The 22525-nt window shown below is 43.8% G+C and carries 18 protein-coding genes; 10 read left to right on the plus strand and 8 right to left on the minus strand.

Going from position 1 to position 22525, the window contains the following annotated elements; all coding sequences use genetic code 11:
- The first annotated feature begins 356 nt into the window (after positions 1-356).
- The gene (locus IQ263_RS14200) at positions 357-584 is read left to right on the plus strand and encodes a photosystem II protein, Psb35-related (RefSeq protein ID WP_194061113.1); all 228 of its coding nucleotides are present in this window, start codon (positions 357-359) and stop codon (positions 582-584) included.
- A gap of 214 nt (positions 585-798) precedes the next feature.
- On the opposite strand, the gene IQ263_RS14205 is transcribed toward IQ263_RS14200, so the two are convergent.
- The 3 genes from IQ263_RS14205 to IQ263_RS14215 form a co-directional block, all read right to left on the minus strand.
- The gene (locus IQ263_RS14205; RefSeq protein ID WP_333192863.1) at positions 799-1050 is read right to left on the minus strand and encodes a DUF5615 family PIN-like protein; all 252 of its coding nucleotides are present in this window, start codon (positions 1048-1050) and stop codon (positions 799-801) included.
- Complete coding sequence (locus tag IQ263_RS14210) at positions 1047-1277, minus strand: DUF433 domain-containing protein (RefSeq protein WP_193972510.1); 231 nt, start codon at positions 1275-1277, stop codon at positions 1047-1049. Before IQ263_RS14210 ends, IQ263_RS14205 begins: the two co-directional genes overlap by 4 nt.
- Before the next feature lie 87 nt (positions 1278-1364).
- Positions 1365-4325 (minus strand): AAA family ATPase, encoded by a 2961-nt coding sequence (locus IQ263_RS14215; protein ID WP_194067993.1) that lies wholly within the window; start codon positions 4323-4325, stop codon positions 1365-1367.
- 384 nt (positions 4326-4709) lie between these two features.
- Here IQ263_RS14215 and IQ263_RS14220 point away from each other — a divergent pair, with 384 nt between their 5' ends.
- Both IQ263_RS14220 and IQ263_RS14225 read left to right on the plus strand, forming a co-directional pair.
- Positions 4710-6125: an MBOAT family O-acyltransferase gene (locus IQ263_RS14220; RefSeq protein ID WP_194067994.1), complete on the plus strand. Its 1416-nt coding sequence runs from the start codon at positions 4710-4712 to the stop codon at positions 6123-6125.
- Between the two features lie 458 nt (positions 6126-6583).
- Entirely contained in the window at positions 6584-7570 is a 987-nt protein-coding gene (locus tag IQ263_RS14225; RefSeq protein WP_194067995.1) for an SGNH/GDSL hydrolase family protein, read from the plus strand.
- Positions 7571-7802: 232 nt separating this feature from the next.
- Here the strand turns inward: IQ263_RS14225 and gloA are convergent, their stop codons facing one another.
- The 4 genes from gloA to IQ263_RS14245 form a co-directional block, all read right to left on the minus strand.
- Positions 7803-8228 (minus strand): lactoylglutathione lyase, encoded by a 426-nt coding sequence (gloA, locus tag IQ263_RS14230; protein WP_194067996.1) that lies wholly within the window; start codon positions 8226-8228, stop codon positions 7803-7805.
- 110 nt (positions 8229-8338) lie between these two features.
- Positions 8339-8848 carry a cupredoxin domain-containing protein gene (locus IQ263_RS14235; protein WP_194067997.1) on the minus strand — a complete coding sequence of 170 codons (510 nt, stop codon included), beginning with the start codon at positions 8846-8848 and terminating at the stop codon, positions 8339-8341.
- Between the two features lie 19 nt (positions 8849-8867).
- Positions 8868-11123 (minus strand): heavy metal translocating P-type ATPase, encoded by a 2256-nt coding sequence (locus IQ263_RS14240; RefSeq protein ID WP_194067998.1) that lies wholly within the window; start codon positions 11121-11123, stop codon positions 8868-8870.
- 216 nt (positions 11124-11339) lie between these two features.
- A complete protein-coding gene (locus tag IQ263_RS14245) occupies positions 11340-11585 on the minus strand; it encodes a heavy-metal-associated domain-containing protein (RefSeq protein WP_370589100.1) in 246 nt (81 codons plus the stop codon).
- A 224-nt stretch (positions 11586-11809) separates the two neighbouring features.
- Between IQ263_RS14245 and IQ263_RS14250 the strand changes: the two genes are divergently transcribed.
- The 7 genes from IQ263_RS14250 to IQ263_RS14280 all read left to right on the plus strand — a co-directional run bounded on the left by IQ263_RS14250 (position 11810) and on the right by IQ263_RS14280 (position 21443).
- Positions 11810-12508, plus strand: a complete 699-nt coding sequence (locus IQ263_RS14250; protein ID WP_194067999.1) for a DUF305 domain-containing protein — start codon at positions 11810-11812, stop codon at positions 12506-12508.
- A 191-nt stretch (positions 12509-12699) separates the two neighbouring features.
- Positions 12700-12990, plus strand: a complete 291-nt coding sequence (locus IQ263_RS14255; RefSeq protein WP_228050049.1) for a hypothetical protein — start codon at positions 12700-12702, stop codon at positions 12988-12990.
- A gap of 189 nt (positions 12991-13179) precedes the next feature.
- Entirely contained in the window at positions 13180-15108 is a 1929-nt protein-coding gene (locus IQ263_RS14260) for an efflux RND transporter periplasmic adaptor subunit (RefSeq protein WP_370589101.1), read from the plus strand.
- Positions 15109-15321: 213 nt separating this feature from the next.
- On the plus strand, positions 15322-18417 hold the full coding sequence (locus IQ263_RS14265) for an efflux RND transporter permease subunit (protein ID WP_194068001.1): 3096 nt from the start codon (positions 15322-15324) through the stop codon (positions 18415-18417).
- A 143-nt stretch (positions 18418-18560) separates the two neighbouring features.
- On the plus strand, positions 18561-19238 hold the full coding sequence (locus IQ263_RS14270; RefSeq protein WP_194068002.1) for a response regulator transcription factor: 678 nt from the start codon (positions 18561-18563) through the stop codon (positions 19236-19238).
- Positions 19239-19413: 175 nt separating this feature from the next.
- Entirely contained in the window at positions 19414-20661 is a 1248-nt protein-coding gene (locus IQ263_RS14275) for a sensor histidine kinase (protein ID WP_194068003.1), read from the plus strand.
- Positions 20662-20822: 161 nt separating this feature from the next.
- Positions 20823-21443, plus strand: a complete 621-nt coding sequence (locus IQ263_RS14280) for a phosphatase PAP2 family protein (protein WP_333192841.1) — start codon at positions 20823-20825, stop codon at positions 21441-21443.
- 521 nt (positions 21444-21964) lie between these two features.
- Here IQ263_RS14280 and IQ263_RS14285 read toward each other — a convergent pair.
- Entirely contained in the window at positions 21965-22273 is a 309-nt protein-coding gene (locus IQ263_RS14285; RefSeq protein ID WP_194068005.1) for a hypothetical protein, read from the minus strand.
- Between the last annotated feature and the right edge of the window lie 252 nt (positions 22274-22525).

The following is a 22525-nucleotide window of genomic DNA, read 5'->3' on the forward strand; positions in this document are numbered from 1 at the left end:
CCTCATGCTAGCGGCATAGTTTTAATCGTAAATTTTAAACGCAAAAATTATAAATTCTTAACTAAAATTTCATCATAAGATGCCATGAATTCTGCGATCGCGGATACAGCATAAAATTCGATTCTGGTGGCGGATGCTGCATCGGTGCGGGCTCAGCAGACGCTACATACTGGCGGCGCTGCAGGCCCTACACGCGCAAATTTCCGGTCAAGTCCTCACCTTCTCTCAGTTTCCTCAAAGGTGTGGTATTTACTACCTCCCGGACGGTTGCCACGAACATACACTACCTTGACATTCTCATTCACGGTTTGTTACATTTGTTTACATAACGCAACATAAGTTAAGGAAAAACAGCCATGACTATCGTAATCGCCCTTTTAATCGTCGGTTGGGTAGCAGCCTCAGTGATTGGCACTCAAGCATACTTCCTCGGCGAACAGTCAAAGCCCATCCACGATCGCAACTGGAACGACGAATCTTTTGAACAACTGGCAAAAGCTGTGACTGGAACAGATATTGATTACAGCGTTCGCGTTCCGGCTTACAGCATGGATGCTTACGGCAGCCGCACGATGGGCAATTAGTAATATTAAGTAGCAGGCTTGACTATTTTGAATAACAGGCTTTCTGACCTGTTCCACAAGCAGATTAATTTTTGTGGAACAGGTAATAAATAATTATCGAAGTGTAATCGGCAAAATTCTCACCCTAGACCGCGTTTCATCCACAGAAATGAATGCCCCCGAATCAATTTGTGCCTCAAATTGATGGAACACTTCCACAATCAAACTCTCTATATTAGCAGGCAGCACGTCTTGAATACGTACTTGAATGACACGCTAGAGCATCAGCTTGGGTTGCGGCCAGCAGTGCGCCAAAATCTAAATCATGAGTGAATACGGCATAGTCATTTACTCGCGCCCATTCCATAATAACACGATCTGTGGCACGAGGATCGCCGACTGTAGACCAATGAAGAGACTCTATTCCGTATTTAGTAAATACGATAGTCCATTCAGGTGACAGATTCATATCAATCAAAATTTTCACGCTATTTTGAGAGGAATTTCTACTTCTTCAACTCGCCAGGCTGCATAAGCAAGCGCTTCATATATATCTGCTTCTTCCAGGTAGGGATAGGCCTGCAAAATGCTTGACGGTGAGTGTCCCGATGCCATCAGTCCGACTATCGTGCCAACAGTGACTCGCAAGCCGCGAATGCAGGGTTTTCCTCCCATTACTTCTGGATTCAGAGTGATTCTAGTTAGTTGTTTCATAATTTTAAACTACCAGGCTTTCTGGGAAACAAGAAGATTTATTTTTGGTGGAACAGGCCGGACAGCCTGTTCCTAGCTGTTCGGTAACTACAAACTGTTACCTACTAGCGCGGGGAGAGAGTCTTTTTTGCGAAACTGCAAACTGTTATTTTTGCAGTCGATCGCAATTGTATCGCCTTCGACAAACGCATTTTCCAGAATCTTGTTAGCCAGCGGGTTTTCCAACTCCCGCTGGATGGCGCGTTTCAAGGGACGAGCGCCGTAAACTGGATCGTAACCGACATCAGTGATGTGGTTTTTCGCCGCATCTGACAGTTCCAAAGTAATTTTTTGCTCCGCCAACAACCGCTCGATCCGCTTGACTTGAATAGTGACGATTTGCCGCAGTTCCGTCTTGCTCAAAGTGTGGAACAAAATTATCTCGTCTACCCGATTGAGAAATTCGGGTCGGAAGTGCGATCGCAAAGCAGTCATCACCCGTTTTAACATTTGTTCGTACTCTTCGTCTGTCTCCCGTTCTTGAGTCAAGGATTTTTCATTGTCATACTTGTTTTCAGACTTACTTTCAGACTTACTTTCCGTCTTACCTTCACTATCAATATCAACTCGCTGAGCTGACACCTCGACAGTACCATCATCAGCAACTTTATAATCTGTCTTGGGAATTGATACCTCCTTCGTTTCCTGCTTGCGACTAGCAGGTTTTTTGGGAGTTTTTTCCTTCTTCGCAAACACCTCTAAAATGTGATCGCTACCGATATTGCTAGTCATCACAATTACGGTATTTCTAAAGTCAACCACTCTACCCTGAGAATCGGTAATTCTGCCATCATCCAACACTTGCAGCAAAATGTTAAATACATCCGGGTGCGCCTTTTCCACTTCGTCAAACAGCACTACCGAATAAGGATGTCTCCGCACAGCTTCGGAAAGTTGTCCACCTTCGTCGTAACCGACATATCCAGGGGGAGCTCCTACCAACCGAGAGACGCTGTGCTTCTCCATGTATTCCGACATATCGATGCGGACGATCGCATCATCGCTGTCAAACAAAAACTCCGCCAACGCCCGCGCTAACTCAGTTTTTCCCACGCCTGTCGGGCCCATAAACAAGAAAGAACCGATCGGTCTACCGGGATCTTTCATACCAGCCCGCGCCCGCCGGATCGCCGCAGCAACCGCCGTTACAGCCTCCTCTTGACCGATGACTTTTTTGTGCAAATGGCTTTCCAATTGCAGCAATTTTTGGCGTTCCGACTCTAACAATCGGTTGACCGGAATTCCCGTCCATTTCGCCACAATTTCGGCAATATCGCCCTCAGTAACTTTTTCCCGCAGCAGGGAAGAACCTTGAGCTTGCTGTTTCAAAAGTTCGGCTTCCTTGGCTTCGCGATCGCGCACCGCTGTTTCAAGTTTACCGTATTTCAACTGCGCGGCTTTATTCAAATCGTAAGCTCTTTCTGCTTGCTCAATTTGCACTCGCAGTTGGTCTTCTTCTGCTTTCAATTTATTGATGCCATCCAATAACTGCTTTTCGCCCAGCCACTGAGAGGACAATTTTTCCTGCTTGACTTTTAAGATGTCAATCTCTGTTTTGATGCGTTCGATCCGGGGGCTGATGGTGGGGCTGGGAGAACCTTTTCCCTCGCCTTCAATCGACAATTTTTCCATTTCCAACTGCATCACCCGGCGGTCGATCCCTTCCAGTTCCACGGGTTTGGAGGTAATTTCCATTTTCAAATGGGCGGCCGCTTCATCTACGAGGTCGATCGCCTTATCCGGCAAAAAGCGATCGGAAATATAGCGAAAAGACAGAGTTGCAGCAGCAACTAGGGCCGAATCGGTAATTTTCACCCCGTGATGGCGTTCGTAGCGGTCTTTCAATCCGCGCAAAATTGAAACCGTATCTTCCACAGTCGGTTCGCCGACAAATACTTGTTGAAAGCGGCGTTCTAGTGCCGGATCTTTTTCAATATTCTTGCGGAATTCATCGAGAGTTGTAGCGCCGATGCAGCGCAATTCGCCTCTGGCCAACATCGGTTTCAACAAATTTCCGGCATCCATTCCCGAACCGGAACTGCCGCCGCCACCAGTCCCAACTACGGTGTGCAATTCGTCAATAAATAGGACAATTTGCCCGTCGGAATCGATAACTTCTCGCAGGACAGATCGCAATCTTTCTTCAAATTCACCTCGGAATTTTGCCCCAGCAATTAAACTGCCCATGTCGAGGCTGAATAGCTGGCGGTTTTTCAAAGATTCGGGCACGTCGCCGTTAACAATTCTCTGCGCTAAACCTTCGGCGATCGCAGTTTTTCCGACTCCGGGATCGCCAATTAATACTGGGTTGTTTTTTTGACGGCGCGAAAGAACTTGGACGACGCGGCGAATTTCTTCGTCGCGGCCGATTACTGGATCGAGTTTTCCTGCTTTGGCGGCTTCGGTCAAATCCCGGCCGTATTTGCTGAGGGCGTCGGAATTGGCTTCGCTATCTCCTTGGGGTTTAGGGTTGCGGAGGCCCGCTTTCCCCGTTTCGGAACTTTTTTCTGAGACTTTAGCGGCGGCGCGGACTGATTTGATTGCTTCTTCGAGTTTTGGTCGATCGATCGTCCCTGGGGCCGGTTTGCGATCGTAACCGGGGCGACCGGGGGGCCCATCGCCCCTAGTCAGCAATCGCCTACCAACTCGTTCATCTTCTACTAAGCCAATTAATAAATGTTCAATGGCGATAAAATTATCTTGCCCAGTCTGTCTGGCAGACTCAGCAGCATCTAACATCACGTCTAAGCCGCGACCGAGGTATAGTTGGTCAGCGTTGGTAACTTTGGGCTGTCGTTTGGCAAAAGCTTCTAACTGTTGCGCTAAGCGGGTTACATCTACTCCAGCCAAGCTGAGAATCGTGTTTGCTGTCGCGAGCTGTTCGAGAATGGCGATCGCTAAATGTTCAACCTCTAGCTGCTGATTGGCAAAGCGGCGGGCTACATCCTGGGATTTGACAATCGCTTCCCAGGCTTCATCGGTAAATTTGCTAGGGTCTGTTGGCTGCACGTTGCTTCCTCGCAATCAAGGGGATTCCTGTTGTTATCCGTTAATATATCGTCTCACAACCATCATAATCTTTAAACACGATTGTGAATCTATGAGTGCGGTTAATTCTGCCGAAGTTGCAACATAATTGAGCTTTTGCAAAAGCTTGCAGCCCGCAATCCAAGGAGATTTTTTGTACTCTGCGACCGCAGCGCGCGATCGAACTTATGAAAATACAGTAGTTCCCCATTCTCTCAACTACTCCAGAGAATCGCCATTCCCCTAAGTTCGTAGTGAGGACTTTAGTCCGCATTCATGAAGGACTTTAGTCCTCCCTACGAACCTTTTTATTGGTATGTTTAACCTTTATAGATTGCCATAACGTTGTTTGATATTCTAAAATTTATGCTATTTCCAACTTACCAATTCCTAGTATTTTTTCTGATTATTTTTAGCATAATTATATCCTTGAAGTCCCAAGTCGGTTTATATAAAATCGTCTTGCTCATTTCCAGTTTATTATTTTATTCATTTTGGAGTTTCGACTTTCTCTTACTCCTAGTTTTAGGTACTGCCTACAATTATATCATTCTCCGAGCCACCTGCTACGGCAAATATAAAAAACTTGCCTTAATTTCCGGCATAATTTTCAACATAGCCAACCTCGGCATCTTTAAATATTGCAACTTCTTTGTAACATCCTTGTTTGAGGTACTCAACCAACTACAAATTCCCGCCAGCATTCAAATGTTGCAAATAATCGCCCCAGTCGGCGTATCCTTCTACACATTTAGAATGATTTCCCATTTAATCGACTGCTACCAAAAGAAAATCCCCTGTCCGAAATTTGTAGACTACGCCACATACATTACCTACTTTCCCCAAATTGCCTCCGGGCCCATATCGCGGCCTAGGGAGTTTTACACCCAGCTAAATTCACCCAAAAAATACGACTATCAAATCGAAGAAGTCATCGTTTTAATTTTGTCTGGACTATTCAAAAAATATACTTTATCGAGTTTTTTATTTAACTTCACCCAACTCCCATTCACAGTTCCCCAGCAATACAGCAGCATCGATTTAATTCTCGCGGCAATTTCCTATTCCTGTTTAATTTACGTAGATTTTAGCGGCTACTCGGATTTAGCTAACGGCATCTCTTGTTTGCTGGGTTTCAAACCCATTGCCAACTTTAATATGCCATACCGATCGCTCAGCTTGCAAGAATTTTGGAAAAGATGGCACATCAGTCTTTCCGAGTGGCTGAGAGATTACGTTTACTTCCCCTTGGGCGGCAATAAATACGGGAAATTAAGGAAGTACGTAAATTTACTGATAACAATGGCGATCGGCGGATTTTGGCACGGCGCAGGTTTAAACTTTATTGTCTGGGGAACAATTCACGGTTTAGGATTGATTGTCAACCATTTATGCAAAGATATTCCCCAAGCTATCCACCTAAAATTAGACTATTCCTTTCCCCGACTTGCTAAATTTTGCAGTTGGCTGCTAACATTTAGCTTTGTGACTTGTAGCTGGGTATTTTTCGGCACGCCCAACTGGGAAACTGCAATGAATTTTTTTCAGGGAATTCTGAATTTTTCCGCTGCAACTTTTCAATTTAACTTTTGGCAATTGTATTTAGTAATTGCCATCATTGGCGCGATCAACATTTGGGGCGAGAGAATTTCCCAACTCTTGCAAAGAGTATTTTCCTTAAAAAATATATTCTTGAGAGTTGTCTTAGTTTCGCTGTTCGTGTATGCTATTTTGATGTTGGGGCCGAGCACCGTCCCACCTTTTATTTACTTTAATTTCTAAAAAAGCAAATAAATCCACCTAATTAAACGTAAAATAGCGATCGCTAAAAAGATTCCTGTATATAGCATTTGTCAGAAACATGAGGTACTCTCGTGGCCAAACCGGCCAAACCGGCCAAACCGGCCAAACCGGCCAAACCGGCCAAACCGGCCAAACCGGGCATACCTCACTTTACTGAGAAAGGCTATATGTCTTCTTCCTTCTTCCTTCTTCCTTCTTCCTGATGACGTTGGACGTTCGCTAGGAGGGGACAGCACTAATGACTAATAACTAATAACTAATAACTAATAACTAATAACCAATAACTAATAACTAATAACCAATAACTAATAACTAATAACCCATAACCAATAACTAATAATCCATAACCAATAACTAATAACTAATAACCCATAACCAATAACTAATAACCAATAACCAATAACCAATAACTAATAACCAATAACTAATGACTTCCTATGAAAGATCGAGAAATCTTACTGATAGTTACTTCTGTAATTCTCACTTTAATATTTTCCAACTTATCCTTATTTCTCAAAAGCTTTGCTTCAACTCCTTTCGCAACTCCCGAAATCAAACAAGCAGCGCGGCAGATAGAAATAGACAGTTTCAGGAAATCAGAACAAGATTTTTGGAGCAAAATCAAAGATATCAATTTCGATAGCATCCCCAAAAAAGCCGAAACTTCTCCAGTCCAAACCGCCACAAAATCCGCACCTCCTCCCCCAAAACCTGCAAAAAAACCAACTCCAGCCAAACCCAAACTAACCGTACCTTATCGCAAATTTTTATTTATTGGAGATTCCGTAATGTTCGACTTAGGAATTCAACTCCAGAACACTCTTAAGAACAAATACAACATCGCTGATACAAAACTTGACTACAAAGTATCCAGCGGATTAAATCGGATAGATTATTATGACTGGTATGCCAGAACCAGCAAAATCATCCAGGATTACCGCCCAGATGTAGTGATAATTTTGTTTGGAGGAAACGACCCTCAAGATATCATTGATTCTCAAGGAAAATATCGGGCAATTCTGACCCCAGAATGGCAAAAAGCTTATCAAGAAAGAGTTGACAAATATGCTAAGTTACTTGGCTCGTCCTCCGTGAGAAAAGTGTATTGGATAGGTCAATCTAACTCTAATAAATCGCGGTATATCAAAGCTTTTCCTGTCCTGAACAATATTTATAAAAATGCTAAAAAAGCTTCTCCCAAAATTGAATTTATTTCTACTTGGGAAACCTTTGCAGAATCGGGAAAATTTGTTCCGATAGTTGCTGATAAATCGGGGAAGCGAGGCTATGTAAAAATTAATGACGGCGTGCATTTTACCTCCCACGGAGCTCACATTATCAGCGACGTAATCGTTGACAAAATGGCCGCCGACAAAATATTAAAATCTCCCCAACCTCCCAAATCTCCCAAAAAGAAACCCTAAACTTCAGTTTGCTAACGGTGCAGGGGCGCGGCATTGTTATATCAAATCCGGGTTTTGGATACCCTCGATCGACCAGTCGGCGCAGGCCGACTTTGTTTGTGTAGACGCGGTTTCAACCGCCGGATCGTAAAGGGGTTATCTTCCCCGGATTTGCTATCACTAGGATGCGCCAGAACTAGAGTTAGAAACTAACTCCAAAAGTTGGTTTCCGGGTATCCTAAAAAGAGAGTTTCTAGGATGGGTTTGTTGCAGCTCTTTTCTGACTGCTGCTTTGATTTTCCAGTTGAATTAATTCAACTTTATATCCATCTGGATCTTCCACAAAAGCAATAACAGTTGAGCCGTGTTTCATCGGCCCGGGTTCGCGGCTGACTTTACCGCCGCGGGCTTTAATTTGTTCGCAAGTACCGTAAATGTCGTCAACGCCGATCGCAATATGACCGTAAGCATCTCCTAAATTGTACTCTGTTACGCCCCAATTGTAGGTTAATTCCAAAACCGTAGTGTCTGATTCGTCGCCGTAGCCCACAAAAGCCAGGGTAAATTTGCCATCAGGATAATCTTTTTGCCGCAGCAGTTTCATGCCCAACACTTCCGTGTAGAATTTGAGAGATTCTTCCAGGTTGGCGACTCGGAGCATCGTGTGTAGTAGTTGCATTTAGCTCACTCCAAATTTTTTAAGCTTTCATCTATTTTAGCGATTTCTTGCTAAAAAAACTCGCGCCTCAACCGTCGCAGTTGCCGCAGGTTGACAACTGTCTATTTGATTTACCTTTTTACTTCTACCACACCCCGAAACATATTCATGCCGCAAGTAAATAGGTATCGTCCGGGTTTTTCAGGGGTGAATTCAACAGCCGTTACCTGATTTAAAGGTAATTCTCGCACAATGTGAAAATCTGGTAACAACACTTTTTCAAGACAACTATTCGGGTCGCGCCTCAAGAAATTCAGCCGGACTAATTGACCGGATTTCACAACTACACTAGCAGGTTCGTAACCCCCATCTACAGTAATAGTCAACTCTTGTATCCCCTGAATAGATTCAGCTTGCTGACCTTTTGCTTTACTGAACAAAAACCACCACAACTCCAAACCAATTAATGTCAAACCACCGAGGGTGACACCAACTTTTAAACCTAGCGGCTGTTCGATGCTGCGAAATTGAGTGGTTGAATTAGAAGCAGCGACGGGTTCGGCAGCTTGAACTCCCGATGCCATTCCGATCGCAATTCCTAAACTCGCGAGAGTTCCCCACATTTGACGATGGTGCAACATTTGTCTAATTACTCCTAATTTAGGCCAGAGACTTTGGTTTGAAATTTCGCAAGCGCAAAGCATTAGTAAGTACGGAAACTGAACTAAAAGCCATTGCTGCACCGGCGAGAATTGGACTTAGCAGCCAGCCAAAAATCGGGTACAGAACGCCCGCTGCGATCGGAATTCCAGCGATGTTGTAAATAAAGGCAAAAAACAGATTTTCGCGGATGTTCCGCATGGTGGCGCGCGAAAGTTGAATTGCTGTAACTATGCCTTGCAAGTCTCCAGAAATTAGGGTGATATCGCTGGCTGCGATCGCAATATCAGTCCCGGTGCCGATCGCAATTCCCACATCAGAAGCGGCCAAAGCCGGTGCATCGTTGATCCCGTCTCCCACCATCGCGACAATTTTTCCTTCCCCTTGCAGGGCTTGGATTTTAGCTGCTTTTTGGTCGGGTCTAACTTCCGCAAAAACGCGAGTAATACCAACGGATCGGGCGATCGACTCCGCAGTCGATCGATTGTCCCCAGTCAGCATCGCCACCTCCAAACCGAGTTTTTGCAGTGCTTTCACCGCCTGCGCTGAGGACGGTTTGAGGGCATCGGCAATGCCCATAATTGCCTCTATTTTGCCATCTACAGACATCCAAACAACTGTTTTGCTATCACCTTCCAAAGCTTTCGCGCGCAGTTCCAGATATTCAGTATCGCAGCCTAGTTCCTGCATCCACCTCAGCGTTCCCAGGGCGATCGGCTTTCCGCCGACAACCCCTCGCACACCACTCCCGGCGATCGCCTCAAAATCCTTAACATCCGTCAAATCAACCTCTTGAGATTGAGCGTATCTAACAACAGCTTCCCCCACAGGATGCTCGGAATTTCGCTCGACAGATGCCGCCAATTGCAGCAATTTTAACTCATTGCTATTCTCCGTTCCTTTAATTGTGACAAAATCAGTAACAGTCGGCTTACCCTCAGTAATAGTTCCTGTTTTATCTAACACAATGACTTGAATTTTATGAGCCAACTCTAAACTTTCGGCTCCTTTAATTAAAATCCCATTTCTTGCACCTTTTCCAGTGCCGACCATCACAGCAGTCGGAGTCGCCAAACCCAAAGCACAAGGACAAGCAATAATCAGCACCTCCACCATTGTAATCGTTGCCAAAGTCAAGTTGCCCGTCGCATTAAACCAGACTACAAAAGTAGCTAAAGAGACGGCAATTACTGCCGGAACAAACCAACCAGTCACCTCGTCTGCCAACTTTTGAATTGGTGCCTTTGACCCCTGGGCATCCTGCACCATCTTGACAATTTGAGCTAAAAAAGTATCCTTACCAATCTTAGTAGTGCGAAACTTAAAGCTGCCCGTTTTGTTAATTGTCGAGCCGATAACTTCATCGCCAAGCTGCTTTTTGACAGCCAAACTTTCTCCCGTAACCATTGCTTCGTCTACGGTGGAAGCACCTTCAATCACCTCTCCGTCTACGGGAATTTGTTCGCCGGGCCGCACCTGCACGATGTCGCCAATTTCCACTTGGGCGATCGGCACTTCCAACTCTTGCCCGTTGCGAACAATCCGAGCCGTTTTTGCTTGCAAACCCATGAGTTTCCGAATAGCTTCCGAAGTCTCTCCCTTCGCCCGACTTTCTAAGGTTTTCCCCAACAAAATTAAAGCGACAACGCTGGCTGCAACTTCGTAGTAAACGCTAGGAGTCAAATCTTGAGCCGTAAAAAAACCGGGGAAAAATGTCACAAATACCGAATAAAAGTAGGCTGCACTCGTTCCCAAAGCAATCAGAGTATCCATTGTCGCGACGCGGCGTTTTAGGGATTTCCAAGCTCCCACATAAAACGATTTTCCGCACCAAAACTGTACCGGAGATGTCAGCACTAATTGCAGCCAAAAATTGTGCAGCCATGCGGGAATGAATGACAGGTGCAAGCCTGTCATCGCCGGAATACCGCCCACAAATAGCAGGATGCTGATGAGACCGGCTGTCCAGAGTTTTCGCTGCAAGTTTTGAGACTCAGCTTGACGATGTTTTCGCTCGCTGTCATCCTCTTCCGCCGCCATTTCTGGAAGTGGCAAAGCTTCATATCCCGCTGCATCAACAGCTTCTTGAATTGTTGCTACACTGGTTTGCTGAGAGTCGTATTGAATGCTTGCTTGTTCCATGCCAAAATTGACATGACACTCAATTACGCCGGGAACAGACTGAATTGCTTGTTCGATAGAAGAAGCACAAGAAGCACAACTCATGCCCCGCAATTTAAGTGTGAGATTGTCCATAGGGGTTACTCCTAAACTAAATAAGAGTGCAGGTTGTCAAGGTATTTAGTAATTGGCCTAACCGAGTTGACCAATTACATAGGAGAATTGCGATCAAAATGAGTGGTGCGGTGGCTGGACGCTACATTTGTAATATTCAGCATTTCACCCTAAGATGAAATTACAATGAAATTGCTTTATTCCTAAAGTTAGAACTCGCTGGCGTTAGCCTTAATATTAATCGACAGGATAGCCAGCAGATGCGATCGCTTTTCTAACCTCACTTTCCGATTTAGCGGTTTGAACCGTGACCGCTTTTGTCTTGAGATCCACCTCAACAGTTGCCTCTGAATCCACTGTTTGGACTGCTTTTGTGATTGTAGTCGCACAAGCAGAACAAGCCATCTTGGGAACTTTTAATTGTAGAGTCATAATGTGAACCTCAGCAGAAACTACCCTGCTCAATAAATTAATTAACTTCATTGTAAACTCTCCTGTAAGGAGGAGAGTCAAGTCAATTTGAGATTTAAGATTTGAGATTTATACCGATTCTACTTGTAGGGCTTAGCATTGCACGCCTTACATATTTATTTAAATAATGGCAATGTAATAATTATTTACAAATCTGAATCAAAATTTCATCCTAATTTCATTTATCTGTGAAAATATCAATATAAATGGCAGTTTTAAGGATTTAACTAAAGTCTATGAAATCAATCTCATTAAAAACAGGCTTTGCAGCGCTGACATTAACCGCCCTCACCAGCGGCGTGCTAGTAGCTTGTTCAAAAGCTCCTTCCAGCGAAACCCAAGCCCCAAATATTACGACAGCAACCCCTGCTAGCAGCCAGCAAAACATGGCACAAAACCACAACATGAGTGGCATGGATCACGGTATGTCAATGGATTTAGGCCCGGCTGATGCCGACTACGATTTGCGATTTATTGATGGCATGAAAGTACACCATCAAGGTGCTGTAAACATGGCTAAAGAGGTGCTGGAAAAATCCAAACGTCCTGAAATGAAAAAACTTGCTACTAATATAATCGCTGCTCAAAACCGCGAAATTAATCAAATGAAAGAGTGGCGAACAAATTGGTATCCCAAAGCCAGCAGTACGCCAATGGCTTATCAAGCTCAAATGGGTCACATGATGGCAATGACTCCCGAACAGATGCAAAGTATGATGATGAGCATGGATTTAGGTGCTGCTGACGACCAATTTGATTTGCGGTTTCTGAATGCCATGATTCCCCACCACGAAGGAGCTTTGGTGATGGCCCAAGATGCCTTGAAGAAGTCAAAACGCCCGGAAATGAAGAAATTGTCTCAAGAGATTATAACTTCGCAAAAGCAAGAAATCGAACAAATGAAAGAGTGGCGACAAAATTGGTACAAACAGTAATTTAGCTGGCTCAACCAAATGTGACACAAAGCCAGAAAATGAGTGACATGAATCACATTCTGTTAATTGTTCAGGAAACACTTGCATCACAACAGCCAGAAATTAAGCTAAGGAAATAGTAGCACAAGGGTTAGGGATCAACCATAATATCGCTTCTTTACGACTATCAGCAGTTTTACTACTTCCTTTTATTGCATTTTTTACGTAAAATCACTGTAGACAATTCAACAGCAGTCATTATAAAGTATAACAGTCACTCAAAAAAAAATATAAAGGGGTATTGCATGATGTTGCAGAGCTTGGAACTAAACACAACATCTCAATCAAATGCAGCAGTACAGGAGCTAGTGAACGGATGGACAAAAGAAATTAAATCGCAAGAATATCTGGCAACAGTGAAAGAAAATAAAAAGCACAATCCCTTGACCTTAGGCAAAATTTATATTCGTATTTTAGAATCTGGAGGGCATCTGGGCTGCTGAGGCTAAATTTCATCCTAATTTCATTTGGCAGTGAAAGACTAGGTTGAGGAGAGAAATTTTAGCTCTTGGTCATTGCTTAGCGGTCGTTTATTGAAAAAGGCTCATAAGTAGCTCCCGTTAATTCGGTTAACTTACTTTGGCAAAATACCAACCGCTAAGCCTTGGGCACTCAACCTGATTTCAAGGAAAATGCCAACAATGATATTGCACAAATATTCTGAGTCTCAGGCAATTATTAGTACCTTTTCGGGAACTTTTTTCAGCCTAATGGTGCTAACTTCTCCCGCGGCTGTTTTCGCCCACGCGGGACACGGAAATGAATTTAACCAAAGCGGCGAAACCTCTCAAGCTCCTGCTGCTATTTCTGTCGATGCCGTCACAGCAAAACGGTTAGGAATTAAAGTCTCCCCAGCGGTTCACCAGCGACTAGATATAGGCATCAAAACCACGGGAGAAATTGAAACTTTGCCCAACCAAAAGGTAGAAGTGACGGCTTCGGTTGCTGGCAAAGTGGTAGAGTTGCTAGTTAAGCCTGGGGACAAAGTATCAAAAGATCAACCGGTTGCTGTTTTGTCGAGTTCAGAATTAGGACAGTTGCGGGTTGAATCTCTCTCAAAACGTGCCGAAGCTGAGGCGGATTTGCAGCAAGCGCAAGGTGATTTGAAACTAGCTGCAGAAAATTACGATCGCCAAATTCAAATATCCGCAGCGGAAATCGCCCAAGCCAAAACTCAACTGACAGCAGCAACTCAGCAGTACCACCGAGAGCAAGAATTAGTAAACAAGCGTTCGGTTGTGAAAGTTGCTAAAGAAAACTATCAGCGTCAAGTTGAAATAGCGCAAGCAGAAATAGCCCAAGCTGAAACAGAATTAACTGTGGCAAAAGAACAGTTCGATCGCGATCGAGAATTAGTAGCCGCAGGGGCGATCGCGCGGCGGACAATGCTGGAATCGCAAGCGCACTTCGCCCAAGCCAAAGCGGCTGTTGCTAAGGCAAAAAGCCGTCCCGAAGTTATCAAAGCGGAAACCGAAATCAAACAAGCCGAAGTAGACCTGCCAATGCGGGAATTGCGCGATTCTCAAGGCCGAGCAGCAGAAGCACAAGCTCAACTTACCAAGGCTTTGAGCCGCCGGGAAGTGTTGGAAGCGGAGAACAAAGTCAAACGCGCCAAAACTGCCGTGGAAGTCGCTCAGTCGCGGATTCGCTTGGCTGATGCAGCCTATCAAGCGCGGCTCCAACAATTAGGAACTATTGCCAATGACAAAGGATTTGTTACTATTATCACTCCGATTTCTGGCACGGTAGCCGATCGCGCTATCACCCCAGGAGAGTCCGTAAGCGCTGAAAAACCGTTGATGACTCTCTTAAATGACAGCCGCGTTTTTGCCACAGCCAATATTTACGAAAAAGACCTAAATCAGGTAAAACAGGGCCAGGAAGTCAGGGTGAAAGTTGCTAATTTGGGCGATCGCATTTTTACGGGAAAAGTTAGCTTCATTGGATCGGTTGTAGGAGAGGAAACACGGGTAGTTCCAGTGAAAGCCGAACTAAACAACACTGAAGGAGAGTTAAAGCCGGGGATGTTTGCAGAGTTGGACATCTTAACCGACAAAACAGCAACAGATGTTTTGGCAATTCCGGCTGCTGCTTTAGTTGAAGCCAACGGCAAAAAAATGGTTTACATTCAAAATGGCAATGCCTTTCAGTCAGTTGAAGTTGAACTCGGTCAAACTTCTGGGGATTTAGTAGAAATTAAAAGCGGTTTGTTTGAGGGAGATTTGATAGTAACGCAGCGCGCGCCTCAACTTTACGCACAATCTTTGCGGGGCGGAAGCCAACCCTCAAAAACCGGGGAAAAGCAAGAGGCAACTCCGAAAGTAACAGCAGCTAATTTGAATAATTTACCCGTGCCGTTGTGGGCGGGAGTTGGGGGAGGAATTGCGCTCGCATCCCTAACTTTTGCCGCCGGAGTCTTTTGGGGAAATCGGCGCCAATTCCCAGTAATAGCAGATGCTGCAAATAATAGTTTTTCCATCTCTCAACCAGCCATTGACGATGAATTGTTACACAATGACAACCATCACGTTAAAAATCAACAGGCAGAAGTCAAAAATTAAAAGTAAAAGATTGCTATATTTGAGAAATTTATTTTTCACAACTCCGCCTCTACAAACCAATACGCTTGGGTTAAGGCTGATTACCCTTAACACCCTTAAAAAAGGGGAAGAGATTTCTTGAAGTGCCCCTTTTCAAGGGAGATTTAGGGGAATTTCCAGCTTATAAATAGCGCTAACTGAGCCTTATTGCTCTATAAACTCAAAGCTAATAAAATGTTCAGCACAATTCTCAGATTGGTAATTAACCGCCGCTGGCTAGTCGTTCTCGCCACCATTATTATTAGTCTTTGGACATTATATATCCTCCCGAAAATGTCCCTCGATGTCTTCCCGCCTTTCGCACCTCCGCAAGTCGAAATTCAGACAGAAGCACCGGGTCTCGCACCGGAAGAAATCGAGTCTTTAGTAACACTGCCGATCGAAAGTGCGATTAACGGAACACCGGGAGTAACAGCAGTGCGATCGTCTTCCGCCGTGGGCCTTTCTGCCATTAAAGTCATCTTTGATTGGGGAACAGAAATATATCAAGCACGCCAGTTGATAACTGAAAGGTTGCAGCAAGCTCAAAGCAAACTCCCGGCTGGGGTAGAAACACCGCAAATTTCTCCTACAACTTCTCCTGTCGGCACTGTTATTTCCTATGCTTTCACATCAGAAACTACTCCGTTAATGGAAGTGCGCCGCCTCGTAGATTGGCAAGTAACAAATCGCCTTTTGGCAGTGAATGGTGTTGCTCAAGTTATCGCTTACGGAGGTCAACAACGGCAGTATCAAGTATTAGTTAATCCCGCTAAACTACAAGCTTTTAATGTGTCGTTACAGCAAGTGGCAGAAGCGGCAGCCGCTGCGAATGTTAACGCGCCTGGGGGGTATTTAATTACGCCCGATCGCGAAACGTTAATTCGAGGCGTGGGGCGGATTGAGTCTGTGGCAGATTTGCAGCAATCTGCGATCGCATCTCGCCACGGAACGCCAGTCATAATTGGTGATGTTGCTGATGTCAAGATTGGTGGTGCGATCGAGCGGGGAAACGGTAGTTTTAACGGCAAAAAAGCTGTGATTGTGATGGTAAACAGACAGCCAATTGCTGATACTCCCACGGTAACGAAGGCGGTTGAAGCAGCAATGGCTGAAGTGCAGCAATCTCTACCCAAGGATATTAAGGTAACAGTGACTTTCCGGCAGGAAGAATATATCAAATCTTCGGTGGAAAATGTGCGATCGGCTTTAGTGGAAGGCAGTATTATTGTCACCATTATTCTCATCCCGTTTTTGATGAATTGGCGGACTCTGACGGTGGTTTTGCTCGATTTCTTCCTAACTTGGCTGTTCGGGCTGCTGGCGATGTATTGGCTGGGACTGGGATTGAATACGATGACTTTGGGCGGATTATCGGTGGCGATCGGAACTGCGATCGATGATGCTATTGTCTATGCAGAAAATACCTACCGCAACTTGAGGGAAAATACGTCTTCTCTGCATCCGCGCCCGGTGATGGATGTGATTTTTGACGGCAGTCAAGAGGTGCGCGATTCTTTAATTGGAGCAACTGTAATTGGGATTGTGGTGTTTTCTCCAATTTTTACTTTGCCCGGTGTAGAAGGGCGAATTTTTACCCCTATGGGTATTACTTATTTGGTTGTTGTGGTGATTTCTAGTCTAGAATCGCTGTTAATTTCTCCCGCCCTTTGTGCTATTTTGTTGCCCAACAAATCCATGAGTGTGAAAGAACCTTGGTTGCCAAGATTTTGCAAGCATATCTATCATTTTTGGATCCAGTTTTCAATGCGATATTCGTCGATAATTTTAGCTTTAGCTGCTGCTAGTATGGTGGCTGCCTTAGTTATTTTACCTTCCTTTGGACGGGTATTTTTGCCGGAGTTTCAGGAGCAAACTTTGGTGAATACTATTCTACTTTATCCTGGTGTTTCTTTGGAGACGACGGATAGCGCGGCTTTTGCTATGGAAGATGCACTTAAGGATGATAGCAGGTTTGAATACGTGCAAGTGCGATCGGGCAGAGCTCCGGGCGATGCTGATGCTGCTGGTGTCAATTTAGCTCACATCGATATTGGTTTGAGCGAGGAAGGGATGAAAAATAGGTCGAAAACTTTGGAGTCGCTGCGGCAAGAATTTGCTAAATTGCCGGGAGTTGCACCAAATATCGGCGGCTTTATTTCTCACCGGATGGATGAGGTTTTGTCTGGTGTCAGGAGTCAGATTGCTGTCAAAATCTTTGGTCCGGATTTGAATCAACTTCGCAGCCTCGGCGCTCAAGTTGAAGCGCAAATGAAAACAGTTAAGGGAATTGTAGATTTGCAACTAGAACCGCAAGTGCCGGTGCAGCAAATTCAAATTAAGTTTAACCGCCAAGCTGCCGGTAGATATGGTTTGAAAATTGGAGAACTTTCGGAAATCATTGAAACAGCTTTAAATGGCAAAGTTGTATCACAAGTTTTGGAGGTGCAGCAAACTTTTGACTTAGTTGTTTGGTTGCACCTCGAAGCCAGAAATAACCTCGAAACTATTCAGAATTTGTTGGTTGATACTCCGAATGGTAATAAAATTCCCCTGGCGCAAGTTGCGACTGTTACATACGGTACGGGCCCAAATACGATTAACCGCGAGAATGTTTCTCGGTTGATTGTGGTGGCGGCTAATGCTAAAGGTAGGGATTTGCGATCGGTTGTGAATGAAATTCAAGCTAAAGTAAAACGAGAGGTACAGTTACCGTTTAGCTATTTTATCCAGTACGGCGGTCAATTTGAAGCGGAACAAAGGGCTTCCCAAAATATTATCGTATTTAGCGCGATCGCCTTTTTGGTAATTACCGTATTGATGTACTTGTCTGTCAAGTCAATTGCTTCAACTGCTACGATCATGATTAATTTGCCGATCGGCTTAGTTGGAGGAGTGATTGCTGTAGCTGTGACTGGCGGTATAATTTCCGTAGCTTCCTTGGTTGGCTTTGTCACATTATTCGGCGTTGCTACCCGTAACGGCTTGCTGTTAGTAGACAACTACAACTCTAAATTTGCTGAAGGAATGCCCTTTCAAGAAGCTATTATTAAAGGCTCGATGGAACGGCTCAACGCCATCTTGATGACTGCTTTAACTTCAGCCTTGGGTTTAGCACCTTTAGTTTTAGAAGGCGGCCCCGGCAAAGAAATTTTACAACCTTTGTCTATCGTAGTTTTAGGAGGATTGTTTACTTCTACTGCCTTAACTCTGTTAGTTTTGCCAGCTTTGTACGCTCAATTTAGAAACTTCTTAGCACCTAAAACGACTAATCTCATCTCCGGTAAATAGACCATCATAAAAAACAGTTAGTAGTGCCACCTTGCATCCACAGCAGCATAGGACTTAAGTCCGATGCTGCGAACTAATCTTATTGCGATCGATCGACCAGGCACGATATCATACTGTTGAGAAAGATATCTCGATATAAAAAAATGAGAATTTTGTTAGTTGAAGACGATCTTCGCATTGTCAAACCCCTTGCAGAAGACTTAAGGCATCAAAACCACGTCGTAGATATAGCGACTGACGGGCTAGAGGGTTGGGAATATGCGCGATCGGTCAATTACGACCTAATTTTGTTAGATTTAATGCTGCCCAAATTAGATGGTATATCACTGTGTAAGCGTCTGCGTGCCGATCGCTCTCACGTTCTCATCTTGATGCTGACAGCACGCGATACCACCTTAGATAGAGTCATTGGACTCGATGCAGGAGCTGATGATTACTTAGTTAAGCCCTTTGAATTAGAAGAATTAGCCGCCCGAATTAGAGCTTTATCTCGGAGAATTCCAGAAACCAAACCCCTGATTCTAACCCACGGTCATTTGCAACTCAATCCCACTAGCTGCACCGTTACTTATGCAGGAAACGCTTTATCTTTAACTCCCAAAGAGTATATGATATTAGAATGTTTCTTAAACAATCCCACTCAAGTTTTGACACGCTCCGCCATTTTAGATAAATTGTGGAATTTTGATAAAGCTTCAGGAGAAGGAACAGTCAAAACTCACATCACAAATTTGCGTAGCAAGCTCAAAGCAGCCGGAAGTTCAGAAAATTTTATCGAAACAGTTTACGGCATTGGTTATCGACTCAGCAGCCATCACTAACAACCCTAAAAAAACAGCACTCTTTTCTTTTCAATTACTTCAAAAAATCTGCGTTGTATCTGTGTTGCATCTGCGGTTTCTATATCAAAGATTTATGCAATCTTGTTCGAGATCAAATATATTGAAGATCTCCCAATATATTTGAAATTTTTATAGCTAATAATTTGTCCTCATTATGTTTGAAAAAATTCGCTCTCGTTTGCTATTATCTTACCTGCTTGTACTGGCATCAATATTAAGTATTTTTGCAATTGGCGTTAGACTAATCTTCGCTCGCAGTCTCACCGACCAGCTAACAGACAAACTGACAGTTTTAGGAGAAGGAGCCTCTGCCAATACAGAATGGGAAAACGGACGTATAAGATTTGATACTGATTTTAGCGCGCAAACTATAATTGATAACAATCAAGGTTTGGAATTATTTGACACTAAAGGAAATACGATAATTCAACAAGGTAGGTTTGTGCTTGCCATACCATTATCATTCAGCGAGACAGTACAATTACCAACAGCAAAAAATCGAATTCAAGGAATTACCTTACCAATAATTGAGAGGGGAAATGGTAAACTAATCGGCTATATAAGAGTAAGCCAATCCCTCGATGAAATTGACGAAACCTTAAATAAATTCAATTTAGGGCTAGGGAGTGGAATCCTGATAGCCTTGATTTTTAGCGGTGTTGGCGGAGTGATATTGACTCGTTTAGCGATGCAGCCAATTGAGGATAGTTTTAAAAGTTTAAAGCAGTTTACCGCCGATGCTTCTCACGAATTTCGCAGCCCCTTGATGGCTATAAAAAGTAATCTAGCCGTAGCACTAAAATACCCAGAGGGGATGAGAGAGTTAGATGCAGAAAAGTTTCAGGCTATTGCTAGTGCGGCGAATCAAATGACGCAGCTAACCGAAGATTTGCTGCTGTTAGCAAGAACCGATAAAGTGGCCAGCATCCATAAAGCTTCTGTCAATTTAACTGTAGTTTTGGAGAATTTGGTTCAGCTTTATCAGTCTCGGGCCGAACTCAAACAAATTAATTTAAAATCTCAACTAACAGAAAACATTAATTTAGTAGGTGATTCAAACCAACTAACGCGACTGTTTACCAATTTGATTCAAAATGCACTTCACTACACGCCATCTGGAGGAACAGTAGAAATTACAGTCAACCGTCTCGTTTCCTATTGCATTGTCAGCGTGCGAGATACGGGTGTGGGAATTGCACCGGAGCAGATTAAGCTGATTTTTGAGCGGTTTTGGCGAGCAGATGAATCTCGTTCCTATTGGAATGGAGGTTCTGGTTTGGGATTAGCAATCGCCCAAACCATTGCCCAAAATCACGGTGGCTCAATTACCGTCACCAGTAAGCTCGGAGTTGGCAGTTGTTTCACTGTAAAATTGCCAGATCACTTTTTTAAAATAAGTTAAAATACATCGCTTTATTGATGTTTTATGAATATTAAAAACTATTTAAAAATAGTGAGATAAATTGTACATGATTTGAACTTTGTTGAGTTGGATTGATTGTGTTACGAAAAATATATGAATTTTGGTTGCAGCATATCAACCCACGCTTAAATACTTTAATTGTGACAATTGGTGTAGTTGGACTTACCAGTTGTCTGCTAATCAGTTTTATTTTAGCGTGGCTATTTGAAGAAATATTAGAACGAGAAGCTTTTGCTTTTGATACTTCTTGGCTGTACTGGCTGCACGGATATGCAAATCCGAGTCTAGATGCTGTGATGCTAACAATTACTCAGCTTGCTGATGCCCGTGTAGTTATAGTGATTGTGGCAGTCACGCTAGGAATTCTATGGTGGCAGCATCACCGCGAGGAAGCTAAATTTTTTGCTCTTGCTTGTTTGGGAGCCTTGATTCTAAATACTGGATTGAAGTTGTTTTTTACGAAACCTCGTCCACATCTTTTTCCGAGCTTAATTGCAGAAACATCCTTTAGTTTTCCGAGCGGTCATGCTTTAGGAAGTTTTGTAATGTATGGGTTTCTAGCTTACCTGCTTTCCGCTCACTTTCCGAAGTTTTCCAAATTAATATATACTTTAGCTGTTTTGACGATCGCTCTTATTGGCCTGAGTCGGATGTATATAGGAGTACACTGGCCAACAGATATCATTGGTGGCTACGGAATCGGCTATCTTTGGCTGACGCTTTGCATCGCAATGCTGAGGTTACAAACCAGACAAGTCTAGTATTGCTTTGCTCAATTCCAGCGAATGCCAAAGGGTAGCTTGTGATTGTGGTAAAAATCAAGCTACCCTATCATATAGCCTTTCTGTGCTCTCATATGAGGTACTATCCGGCATAGGGCATAGGGCATAGGGCATAGGGCATAGAGCATAGGGTATACCTCACTTTTGTGAGAACCGCTACCGCTATATAATGTTTGGTTAGTTGCTCGCAATCAGCAGGTGTTTGTAGTAAAAACTGAAGTTTTTATCAAAATATAAGGACTAAAGTCCTCACTACCAACCAATTTTATTCATCGTTAGATTGCAGGCGATTTAATTCTTGCTTTTCTTTGGCATCGTCGTTAGTTTCGCCGTCGCCATCACTGGCTTCTGCTTGGGGATTGCTGCTATTGCGAGGCATGGCGGCAACCAGAGATTTTGCTGGCTGTACACAGTTCGGACTAATCGATTGAGTTATCAACTACCGACAAAAGGTGCTGCTAGAGCGATTTTTGTTGAAGGTCTTATGGTGTTAAATTTTTTCAATTTAGGTTGGTAGTTTCACTGTCGATCGCCAAAGTCAAAAACTTAGCAAGATTTATTTTAGTTAGCAATTTTTTAAGTGATTTCTCGTTCTCTTCTTCACCGGATAGCAAATCGTTACCTATTGCGCGATCGAGTGGATCGTGCCACATTCTGCCGTCTAAATTATTAATGAATGGTGGAACCACATCTTTTGTCTGCCCGCCCAGCATCTTGTCTGTGCTGGCATTATCCGCAGCTAACGAGTCTTCATTAATCTCGCCGTTGCTTAAGTTGTCAACAAGAGTGATTTTAGTTGAAGTTTTCACCGTTAAATCCCTTCAATGTGAGTTGGCGATTTCACTCTACAGGGCAAATGTCAAGAACTTGGCAAGATTATCTGTCTAAAAGTTAAGAAATTTCATCTTGATTTCATTTTTGGGAGTCAACCTAGGTTAAGTGGCGATCGAACATGAATGAGGTGCTGTCGCGGTGAGGAGTGCGATCGCACTTAAGATAGCAAGTATCAAGCGTGCAAGTTTTCGCAGCCACAGACCAAAATACCATCAACCGTGAAAATA

The sequence above is a fragment of the Tychonema sp. LEGE 06208 genome (genome assembly GCF_015207505.1).
In the GTDB taxonomy this organism is placed as follows: Bacteria; Cyanobacteriota; Cyanobacteriia; order Cyanobacteriales; family Microcoleaceae; genus Microcoleus.